The following is a 10,877-nucleotide window of genomic DNA, read 5'->3' as shown; positions in this document are numbered from 1 at the left end:
ACGTCTTATGCCATTTGCAGCGTTATCTTTGCGTTTATTTCATTTTTCCCAGTAAGCTGGCAAAAATTCGCTCTATTATCTAACGATAGGGATTTTTTAGCAAGGTAAATCCGTGCATTTGTGCTATAATCCGCCCAATTTTGCAAAGGATAAAATGAAACCAATGTCGAACAAAACTGATGAAAAAATTGTAAATCCTAGCGTAAAAATGTTGCAGATTAGCGAAGATGAAGCAGGTCAACGCATTGATAACTATTTGTTAAATAAGCTCAAAGGCGTGCCAAAAAGTTTAATCTATCGCATTTTGCGCAAGGGCGAAGTACGGGTCAATAAAGGGCGAATTAAGCCTGAATATAAACTGCAAAGTGGTGATGTTGTGCGTGTGCCGCCTGTACGCGTGAGTGAGAAAACGCAAGCACCAGTATCGAAAAAGCTCAACAAAGTTGCGCAATTAGAACAGCAAATTATTTTTGAAGATGATGCCTTATTGGTACTCAATAAGCCTTCGGGCATTGCGGTACACGGTGGCAGCGGATTAGATTTTGGCGTGATTGAAGCCTTAAGGGCATTGCGTCCTGAAGCACGTTTTTTAGAGTTAGTTCATCGTTTGGATCGGGATACTTCAGGCATTTTATTAGTGGCGAAAAAACGCTCGGCGTTGCGTCATTTGCACGAGCAACTGCGTAATAAAACCGTACGCAAAGATTATCTTGCCTTAGTGCGTGGGCAATGGCAATCTCACTGCAAAGCGATCAAAGCGCCCTTGCTAAAAAATGAATTAGCTGGTGGCGAACGGATTGTGCGCGTGAGCGAGCAAGGCAAGCCGTCAGAAACCTTATTTAGCATTGAGGAACGCTATGACAATGCCACCTTGGTAAAAGCCTCCCCAGTTACTGGGCGAACTCACCAAATTCGTGTGCATACACAATATGCCGGCCACCCCATCGCCTTAGACAGCAAATATGGCGATAAACAGTTTGATAGCCAAATGGCAGAATTAGGTTTAGATCGGTTGTTTTTGCACGCTTATGCCATTCGCCTTGAACACCCGAAAACGCAGGAAACTTTATTTTTTACTGCACCGTTAGAAGGCAAGTTAAAAGAAATTTTGAAACAGTTGAGAAATCAGAAAAGCTATTAAGAAAAAATCCCGATAAATATATCGGGATTTTATTTTTCAGAGAATAATTAGCTATTTTGTGCAATAAATGCCGCTAATTGATTTTTAGGCAATGCGCCTACTTGCGAAGCAACGGCTTTTCCTTCTTTAAACATTAATAAAGTTGGAATGCTGCGAACGCCAAATTGGGCTGGTGTTGCTTGGTTTTCGTCAATATTGATTTTCACAATTTTCACTTTATCGCCTAATTCTGCTGCTAATTCATCAAGAATTGGGCCAACCATACGGCAAGGGCCACACCAAGGTGCCCAGAAATCTAATAATACAGGCACATCTGATCTTAAAACATCAGCTTCGAAAGTGGCATCAGTTGTATGTAATACTTCACTCATTTTATTTTCCTTATTTGTCTTGTCTATTGTCTAATTTGCCATAGGTTATGGCGTTTTCCTTAATATGAGGCGATGATAGCACAAATTCAAGCTATCATCACTAATCAATGTAATTGTTAAAAGTTAAGATGGCAGTACTAAATTCGGGCAAGGTTTGCCTGTTTTTAGGCTGTAAATATTTTCTAGCGTTACGTTAGAAATACTGGTTAGCGCTTCTTCCGTTAAGAATGCCTGATGCCCTGTGAGCAACACATTATGACACGAAGATAGACGGCGGAAGACATCATCTTGAATCACTTCGTTGGATTTATCTTCAAAGAACAGATCGCGTTCATTTTCATATACGTCCATTCCTAATGCGCCAATTTTGCGTTGTTTTAAGGCATCAATCGCTGCCTGTGTATCGATCAACGTGCCGCGGCTGGTGTTAATAATCATCACGCCATCACGCATTTTGGCAAAAGCGTCGCGATTGAGTAGGTGATAGTTTTCTGGCGTAGCAGGGCAGTGCAGGGTGATGATTTGCGATCTGGCATATAATTCATCAAGCGAAACATATTCTGCACCCAATTCTTCCGCAACAGGATTTTTAAACGGATCATAAGCCAAAATGTGCATACCAAACCCTTTTAAAATACGCATTACGGCAATGCCAATTTTCCCTGTACCAATCACACCCACCGTGCGCCCGTGCATATTGAAGCCAGCCAATCCTTCAAGGGAAAAATTCGCTTCACGCGTACGTTGATAAGCGCGGTGAATACGGCGATTTAGAGTTAGCATTAAACCTACGGTATGTTCTGCCACCGCTTCTGGCGAATAAGCTGGTACACGAACCACTTGAATGCCTAATTCTTGTGCGGCTTTGAGATCCACATTATTAAAACCAGCGCAACGCAAGGCCACCATTTTTACCCCAAGTGCGGCCAATTTTTCCAAGACTTTTCGGCTGCCATCGTCATTCACAAAAATGCACACCACATCACAATGTTCTGCCATTTTGGCGGTAGATTCCGTGAGCATAAAATCAAAGAATTCCAGCTCAAATCCATACTTCACATTGACTAATTCTAAATATTTGCGATCGTAGCTTTTTGTACTATAAACAGCGACTCTCATTCTATTCTCCCTGTTTTGTTACTTTAATTGGGCGAAAGCTTGTAACAGATCCGCTTTGAGATCTTCCACATCTTCTAATCCCACCGAGAAACGCAACAGACAGTTGCACACGCCACGGGCAATACGTTCCGCTTCAGGAATATCCATATGGGTTTGAGTCGCAGGATAAGTGATGAAACTTTCTGTGCCACCTAAACTTTCCGCAAAAGTAATCAATTTAATGGCTTTTAAGAATGGATTTACCCAAGCCTCATCTTGCAAACGAAAAGAGAGCATTCCCCCTTTGTTTGGGTAAAGTACATCTTTCACTTGTGGCTGTTCCGCAAGGAATTTCGCGAGTTCTTGCGCATTTTTTTGATGACGTTCCATTCGCAATGCCAAGGTTTTCATTCCACGAATGGTCAAAAAGCTATCAAATGGCGAAAGCACTGCGCCCGCACCATTTTGAATATAAAATAGACGATCACAAAGTTCCTGCCCATTGGCCACCACCAAGCCCACTAAGGCATCATTATGCCCAGCGATATATTTTGTTCCGCTATGGATCACAATATCCGCGCCACATTCTAAAGGACGGAATAACACCGGCGTTAAGAATGTATTATCTACGATAAGTAATAAATTGTGCTTTTTCGCCAATTTTGCAATGGCTGGCACATCACATTCTTCCATTAATGGATTTGACGGTGTTTCCACAAAAATCGCTTTGGTATTTGGTGTAATCGCCTGCTCAATGGCGTCAAGAGAAGCGGTATTCACATAAACTGGTTTCACCCCGTGAGTATTTTTATAGGCAAAATCTAATAAACGATAAGTGCCGCCATACACATCGCTAGACACAATCCATTCATCGGGCGCAGCAAATAACTGCATAATTAACTGAATCGCCGCCATACCAGAAGCGCAAGCAAAGCCGCGTTCACCGCCTTCTAATTTAGCAATGGTTTCTTCTAAAACAGTACGCGTAGGGTTTTTCGTGCGGGTGTAATCATATCCCGTGCTTTCCCCAATACCGTGATGACCATAGGCAGTAGAAAGGAAAATAGGCGTAGATACTGCGCCTGTTCTTTCATCTGTGCGATTGCCTGCCTGCGCGAGTAGTGTTTCGATTTTGTATTGCTGTGTCATATTATTCCTCGTAAAAATTGCAAAAAATTTCACCGCACTTTTATTCAGCAAGAGAATGATGCCGTGCAGTATGGATAAATAGCATTGCCACATTTTGGCACAAAGGATCGCCTGTTTAAAGTAGATTTTAAATTTAGTTTTGCGATGAGATAAAAAGATTAAAAACGATCTAAAATTATCCATAAATCGCTTTGTTTTAAAGCATATTTACGCGTCTTGCATTTTTTTTCATCAATCAATAATATTTTTTCATATTTTTAATTGACAGCGTTCAAGAAGTCAGTAAAATGCACGCCACTGACAGCGAATGTGTTGCAGCGAAAGCGGGAATAGCTCAGTTGGTAGAGCACGACCTTGCCAAGGTCGGGGTCGCGAGTTCGAGCCTCGTTTCCCGCTCCAATTTACGCTACGGCGTGTTAGCAAAGCGGTTATGCACTGGATTGCAAATCCATGTAGCTCGGTTCGACTCCGGGACACGCCTCCATAATGCAACCGCAGTCAGCAATATCACTCAGCCCGAGTGGTGAAATCGGTAGACACAAGGGATTTAAAATCCCTCGACTTTCGAGTCGTGGCGGTTCAAGTCCGCCCTCGGGCACCATTTAGAATCAGATTTTTACTTGATTTTTAGCGTGAAATTTGGTTAGTCCTAAAAATATCTTCTATACATAGTGCTTTCAGCCAATACTTTCTTATTCTTCTTGTATAAGTGAGTATGATTATGAACACTAGTCAAGCTGTTATTAAAAAACCATTCATTATTACTATCGCCTCAACCAAAGGTGGTTCAGCAAAAAGTACAAATGCGGCGAATATTGGTGCATTTTGTGCAGATCACGGGTTAAAGACCTTATTAATTGATACCGATACGCAACCGACACTCAGTGCTTATTTTGCCTTAGATTATGTTGCACCAGGTGGTATCCACGAGTTTTTGACCTATCAAGATGTCGATCCCGCCCATATTATTTCAAAAACAACCCTACCAAATTTAGATTTAATTCAATCCAACGATCCCACAAATAATGTCAGCCAGATGCTACGTAATGCCCCTGATGGTGCAATACGGTTTAGCTTTTTGCTTAAAAAGCTCAACGGTTATGATGTGATTATTGTGGATACACGCGGAACGCGAGATATTACGGTAGATATGTCCGTACTTGCTGCCGATTTGTTATTTTGTCCTATCTTGCCACATATTTTATCCGCAAAAGAATTTATTCGCGGTACGATTGGAATGTACCAAGAATTGCAGACCTTTGAAGCATTTGGCTTTTCGCTCCCGCCACTCAAGGCCTTGCCTAACTGTGTCGATCATACCAATGATGTTAAATTTGTGCTTGGTCATCTCAAACAGCTTTTTGAACAAAACTTAAGTGCTGATAAAACCCTCCTTGATTTTCATATTCCTGACAAAGTCGCTTACCGTGAGGCGGCAACCTATTCACTGCCCGTCTATCGACATAGCAAAGCAGAGTATGCCGTAATCCAAGCCCTTTGTATGCATTTATTGCCTCAATTTGCTCTCCAATTTGAGCAAGGTTTAGGAGGGCATAATGCGTAAAATGAAAAAGTCTCCCGCCGAGCTTTATTCGCTTGAGGCAGAACATTCGGTCATTGGCGGGTTGTTGATTAATGCGGATGGTTTTGATGATGTGGCGATCATTCTCAATGCTGAAGATTTCTATCTTATACAGCATCGCTATATTTTTGAAACTATCGCATCACTTGCGAACCAAAATAAAGCCGTCGATATGCTTACGGTGTCGGAATATTGCAAAGAAAAAGGCACCTTGGAAGAAGTTGGTGGTTTCGCTTATTTAGCTGAAATGGCACATAACACGCCATCGGTTGCCAATATTGTGGCTTATGCGGAGCTTGTCAAACAATATAGTCGGCAACGTCAATTTCTAGCCTTGGGGCAGTTTATTTTAACTGAAATGACCGAGCCTAAGAATGCGGAAAATTTGGCAGCACTTGCCGAGCAAATTGAACAGCGATATACGCAAATTTCGTTAAATCAAACCGATAAAAGTGCGGTGCAATTAGCGGACATTTTTTCGCAAATGTTCAACAAGATGGAGCAATCCACCTTAAATGCCGATCCTGTTACAGGTACGCCATTGGGTATTCAACAAATTGATGAATTGACCACTGGTGGGCAAGCGGGGGAACTGATTATTATCGCAGCTCGCCCTGCGATGGGAAAAACGGCACTTTCCCTCACGGCAGCAGCAAGTATTCTGGATAAGATGACAGATCAACCCGTGTTTTATTTCAGTCAGGAAATGCCAGCAGATCAACTTTTACAACGTTTTATGGCAATGAAATCACGAGTGAGTTTGCAAAAGATTCGTCGAGCAACTGAGCTTGAGGAAGAAGATTGGGGCAAACTTTCTGAGGCTGTGGGGCGTATTCAAAAAGACTGGAGCAAACGTTTAATTATTGATGATGAAGGAGCATTAACGATCCCTCGATTACGCAGTAAAGTACGTCAATATAGCCGACAATATGGTTTGCCTGCGGCGGTGTTCATTGATTATCTCCAATTAATGCGAGGCACAGGCAGAGTAGAGAACCGACATCTTGAAATCACGCAAATTTCAGGGGCATTGAAAGCCTTAGCTAAAGAATTAGGGCGTCCTGTTTATGCCCTTTCACAACTCAATCGTAGTTTAGAACAACGCACCAATAAACGTCCTGTCAATGCGGATTTACGCGAATCTGGCTCGTTAGAGCAAGATGCTGATGTGATCCTATTTATCTATCGTGATGAAGTCTATCACCCAGAAAGTGTTGATCGGGGGCTAGCTGAAATCATTATCGGCAAACAACGTAATGGACCATTAGGGAGCGTGAAATGCCGTTTTTATGGTGAGTTTAGTTTATTTGAAAATGAAATGAATTTAGGTGGATATTACGATGAACACTAAGAACAAAAAATTATCAGATGCCGTGGCACGGAATTTAAATGTTGCACCAATGGTGAATACCTCGCCTTCTTATGTGGGGGCGGCTGCGACGCATTACCCAACAACCTCTCAGTACATTACGGTAACCTTGGATAAATTACGCCCTTATGAGCATAACCCACGTAAAACGCGTAATCCTAACTTTGAGATGATCAAAGAATCCATTCGCCGACGTGGGCTTGATCATAAACCGAATATTACTCAACGCCCAGGAGAGCCTTTTTATATTATCGCAGACGGAGGGAATACTCGTATTCAAGCCTTAAAAGAATTGTTTAGTGAAACCCAAGATCAGCGTTTTTGGTCAATTGAGTGTCTCTATAAACCTTGGAAAGGAGAAACCGCAGATAGTGTAGAAGCGGAATTGGATCTGCTGATCGGTCACTTAATTGAAAATGATACGCGAGCTGATCTTACTTTTATTGAGAAAGCGTTGGGGATTCAGCAGGCGAAGGAATACTATGAGAAAAAACTTGGGCACTCATTATCCGCTCGAGAGCTTTCAAGTGAATTAGAAAATGATGGGTATATTATTCATCAAACAATAATTTCAAAGATGGAACGGTGTATAAATTATCTGTACCCTTTTATTCCTGATGTATTGTTTAATGGCTTAGGTCATAGCCCAATAGAGAAGTTGTTAGCCATTCGCAATAACGCCCTTGAAGTTTGGCAGCAATATCAATTTGAAACAGAGATTACGTTTGAGGCTATTTGGCAAAACAGCCTTTCTCGTTGTAATGACGATAACCCATTCAATGTAAAAATCTTTCAAGATGCGTTAATTAATGAGATGACGGATGCCCTTGAGGGAAAAGTCAGCTATGAAATGCTCTATATGGAAGTGGATCTGGATGAGCGTAAATTTCAGAAATTAGCGCAAAAGCAACGCGAAATTGATGCCCAAATTCAGCATAGTGAAGAAGATGTGGCGAGATTTCAGCAACAGCAATTGGGAAAATCGCACCCAGAGCTGATTCAATCCGATGATAGCCCACCGCTAGAGAACACAAATGTGATTTCTCCAGTATTTGATGAAAATACCGAAAATTCAGCAAAAAATGACCGCACTTTAGCGGAAGAGGTTAGCACGGATAATTCAGAAACTGAGGCAGTCAATGAGGTTATTCATATTGAAACAGCCAATGACGTTGCTACTAATGAACCAACCCAAGATCTCGCGCAGCAATTTGCACAAAATTATGGCATTACGCCAGGAATGAGTATTCAGGCACAGCGTGAACAGCAGGCACAAGCTAATGGTTTGGAGTTCGCTTGTGTTGGGCGTCAACCTGTTTCAGATATTTGGCAGGTATATCCAAGTCGCCAACATAAGGCTGAAGCCTATTCGCTTGCTTTAGATATTGCCGAGCAGTTTGGGCTTGATGAACTCGTTGAACACGTTGTAAACGAGCCCGTCGATTACAGCTTTCAGATGAAAGCCGTCGAAGATTCCTTAAAAGATGACACCCAACGTACCATTTATGAGTTACTCAGTATGTTGCAAACACAGAATTTAGCCTATTCGGAAGCCTGTTTTCTTGATACGGCATTATTGTTAGGCTCAGCAGACCGAGAACCTAAAATTGATGATGTTACCTTGGTGAAATTATTTCGACTCATTCGTCTTGTTCGCTATTTGCGGGCTTCAGCTTAATGGAGGCGTTATGCTTGATAATTTAAATAAAGTGATTTTAGACCACATTGTAAATAATATCCGCGAAGGCAACGTGAATACCTGCCATCACCTTGGCTTTTCAACGGCAGAACTCAGTGAAATCCAACAGTTAAGCATTGATGAAATATACGATATTGCCCAATCTAAAGTGCCGATTGCAGCGATTAGTATCGATCACAATGCCTTTTGGAAAATGGTCAAAATGGCGCAGGTAAATTCACAGGAACGTATGATTATTGATCGTGCCTTGCTCCTTGGTGCGTCCATTCAAATGTTGAATGCCTACTTTGGTTTGAGTACAACGAAAGTCTCAGCAAGACGCAGTTTATTGGGGATTCGTGAAGAGCCTGGACGAAAAGCCACAGCCACAGATGAGCAAAAGACGCTTTTATGGGAGTTATGGTGTCAACATAAAGACAGTATTCAAAGTTTAGAGTCAATGGAAGGTCTGGAATTATTAATGCTGTTTGCGGAAGAAACGCAAATTAATTTGACGGCGATTTGGCGTGCGGTTGAGCCTTGGTATCGTAATAAAAAATAAAAGAAAAAATCCCCAAATGTGTGAGCGCACGTTTGGGGATTGGCGAAAAATCGCCTTGGCATTCTTCTTGTATAAAATGCAGAAGCATTATAACGAAATACAGACCCAAAACAATCGAAATAATTCACAACAGGTTTTGGAGAATTAAATATGACAATTTTTGAGCAAATCACCACATCACCCAACACAGAGCAGGGATTACTCTTTTTTGGGAATCAACACGAAACCGTGCCAACACGGCTACTTTATGATCCGTATTTAACCCCGCGAGCCAAATTTGCTTGGCAACTGATCAAGCATAAGGCGAGAGAGTTTCAAGGGGGATTATTTCCGTCTTACGAGGTATTGGGAAAGCTGCTTTCAGATAAACCTTACCTGAATGCGAGCCTATCGCGTAAAACTGTCAGTCAAACCTTATTACTGCTACGCCTGACAAGGTGGTTGACCCTTTGTGAAACCGTGCGTAATGAATTAGGGCAAGTAAAAGGGAATGTCTATTTACTGCACGATGAGCCTATCCCCATATTAGATGCGATTCAACTTAACGAAGATTACTTGCATTTGCTCCATTCAGCCACAAAACATAAAGACGTCGTAGTTCGAGGGGTTGCAACGCATATTGTCGATAATATTCTTTCAGATAAAACCCAGTGGCATTATGTTTCGCATATTGATTGGATGCAAGCCCGTTATCAAGATTATTGTTCTCGTGTTAAAAATGAAAAAGAGGCTGATTTTAGTACCTTAAATTTAGATACTATCCAAGAAAATTTACTGAGTTCCAATAGGGAACTTGGTCAAGCAAGTGAGGAACTCAGTGAAAAAATGACCAATTTACCGAGTTCCATTAAGGAACTTAGCCAGAATTTACTCAGTTCCAATAAGGAACTCAGCCAAGAAAAACAGGCTAAGTCATTGATTTTAAGCTCAGTTCCGTTAAGGAACTCAGCGAATACCTCGTACAAGTACAGTACTGTATTTATAAATAAGTACTGTACAGGTAATCCAGAGGAGATTGATTGGTCATTGAAATTAAATGCCTTTGAGAAACAATCTATTGCCAAGGCAATGGAGGGGCTTGATTTAGGCTTATGCCAAGCCATTTTGTTTGAGGCTGAGCAGCGATTGGCAAAAGGAACTATTAAGAAGCCGCATGGCTATTTGCTCAGCTTAGTGAGAAAAGCACATTTAGGGCAATTTAACCCCTATTTACTTGAACAGCATCTGAGTCAGAGTAATCCATCAATGATGAATAAATCACAGACACAGATGACTGTGCCAGAACGAGATAAAACACCATCATCTGTGCCAACATTGGAACAGCGGCAAGCACGTGCCGAAATGATACGGAATTTAAAAACGCAGTTATTGAATTAAGTACAAAAAATAATCACTGTCCAGGGGCTGTACAAAGTACAAAAAATAATCACTAAAAAGGGGCTTTTCAAAGTACAAAAAATAACCGCTGAAAAGGGGCTTTTCAAAGTATAAAAAATAACCGCTAAAAAGAGGCTACACAAAGTACAAAAAACAATCACTGTAGGGGGACCCTACAAAGTACAAAAATTAACCAGTGAAGCGGGACGCTTCAAAGTACAAAAAATAATCAGTGAAGAGGGACGCTTCAAAGTACAAAAAATAATCAGTGAAGCGGGGCGCTTCAAAGTACAAAAAATAATCAGTGAAGCGGGACGCTTCAAAGTACAAAAAATAATCAGTGAAGCGGGGCGCTTCAAAGTACAAAAATTAACCAGTGAAGCGGAACGCTTCAAAGTACAAAAAATAATCAGTGAAGCGGGGCGCTTCAAAGTACAAAAAATAATCAGTGAAGCGGGGCGCTTCAAAGTACAAAAATTAACCAGTGAAGCGGGATGCTTCAAAGTACAAAAATTAACCAGTGAAGCGGGACGCTTCAAAGTACAAAAAA

Annotated in this window: 9 protein-coding genes and 3 tRNA genes; 9 read left to right on the top strand and 3 right to left on the bottom strand. The window is 41.4% G+C overall.

Annotation, left to right across the window (positions count from 1 at the left end; translation table 11 throughout):
• The first annotated feature begins 163 nt into the window (after positions 1-163).
• On the top strand, positions 164-1,141 hold the full coding sequence (rluC, locus tag L5B76_RS07985; protein WP_265754963.1) for a 23S rRNA pseudouridine(955/2504/2580) synthase RluC: 978 nt from the start codon (positions 164-166) through the stop codon (positions 1,139-1,141).
• Positions 1,142-1,188: 47 nt separating this feature from the next.
• Here rluC and trxA read toward each other — a convergent pair whose 3' ends face one another.
• The 3 genes from trxA to L5B76_RS07970 all read right to left on the bottom strand — a co-directional run bounded on the left by trxA (position 1,189) and on the right by L5B76_RS07970 (position 3,759).
• Complete coding sequence (gene trxA / locus L5B76_RS07980; RefSeq protein ID WP_115249234.1) at positions 1,189-1,512, bottom strand: thioredoxin; 324 nt, start codon at positions 1,510-1,512, stop codon at positions 1,189-1,191.
• Positions 1,513-1,635: 123 nt separating this feature from the next.
• On the bottom strand, positions 1,636-2,631 hold the full coding sequence (locus L5B76_RS07975; protein WP_103852720.1) for a 2-hydroxyacid dehydrogenase: 996 nt from the start codon (positions 2,629-2,631) through the stop codon (positions 1,636-1,638).
• 18 nt (positions 2,632-2,649) lie between these two features.
• Positions 2,650-3,759 carry a methionine biosynthesis PLP-dependent protein gene (locus tag L5B76_RS07970; protein ID WP_126371985.1) on the bottom strand — a complete coding sequence of 370 codons (1,110 nt, stop codon included), beginning with the start codon at positions 3,757-3,759 and terminating at the stop codon, positions 2,650-2,652.
• Between the two features lie 323 nt (positions 3,760-4,082).
• Here L5B76_RS07970 and L5B76_RS07965 point away from each other — a divergent pair.
• The 8 genes from L5B76_RS07965 (at position 4,083) to L5B76_RS07930 (ending at position 10,327) form a co-directional block, all read left to right on the top strand.
• Positions 4,083-4,158, top strand: a tRNA-Gly gene (locus L5B76_RS07965).
• 11 nt (positions 4,159-4,169) lie between these two features.
• Positions 4,170-4,243 (top strand) — tRNA-Cys (locus tag L5B76_RS07960).
• Positions 4,244-4,273: 30 nt separating this feature from the next.
• A tRNA-Leu gene (locus L5B76_RS07955) sits at positions 4,274-4,360 on the top strand.
• Between the two features lie 120 nt (positions 4,361-4,480).
• Positions 4,481-5,323 carry a ParA family protein gene (locus L5B76_RS07950; protein ID WP_265754962.1) on the top strand — a complete coding sequence of 281 codons (843 nt, stop codon included), beginning with the start codon at positions 4,481-4,483 and terminating at the stop codon, positions 5,321-5,323.
• Complete coding sequence (gene dnaB, locus L5B76_RS07945) at positions 5,316-6,692, top strand: replicative DNA helicase (RefSeq protein ID WP_265754961.1); 1,377 nt, start codon at positions 5,316-5,318, stop codon at positions 6,690-6,692. The genes L5B76_RS07950 and dnaB overlap by 8 nt, the downstream gene beginning before the upstream one ends.
• Positions 6,682-8,388 (top strand): ParB family protein, encoded by a 1,707-nt coding sequence (locus L5B76_RS07940; protein ID WP_265754960.1) that lies wholly within the window; start codon positions 6,682-6,684, stop codon positions 8,386-8,388. The genes dnaB and L5B76_RS07940 overlap by 11 nt, the downstream gene beginning before the upstream one ends.
• 10 nt (positions 8,389-8,398) lie before the next feature.
• On the top strand, positions 8,399-8,950 hold the full coding sequence (locus tag L5B76_RS07935; protein ID WP_265754959.1) for a DUF2857 domain-containing protein: 552 nt from the start codon (positions 8,399-8,401) through the stop codon (positions 8,948-8,950).
• 150 nt (positions 8,951-9,100) lie between these two features.
• Complete coding sequence (locus L5B76_RS07930) at positions 9,101-10,327, top strand: STY4528 family pathogenicity island replication protein (protein ID WP_265754958.1); 1,227 nt, start codon at positions 9,101-9,103, stop codon at positions 10,325-10,327.
• Positions 10,328-10,877: the final 550 nt, after the last annotated feature.

It is taken from the genome of Avibacterium sp. 21-594 (assembly GCF_026226815.1).
GTDB lineage: Bacteria > Pseudomonadota > Gammaproteobacteria > Enterobacterales > Pasteurellaceae > Avibacterium > Avibacterium avium.
Note: the sequence above shows the minus strand (reverse complement) of the source record. Positions and strands in the feature narration are given on the sequence as shown.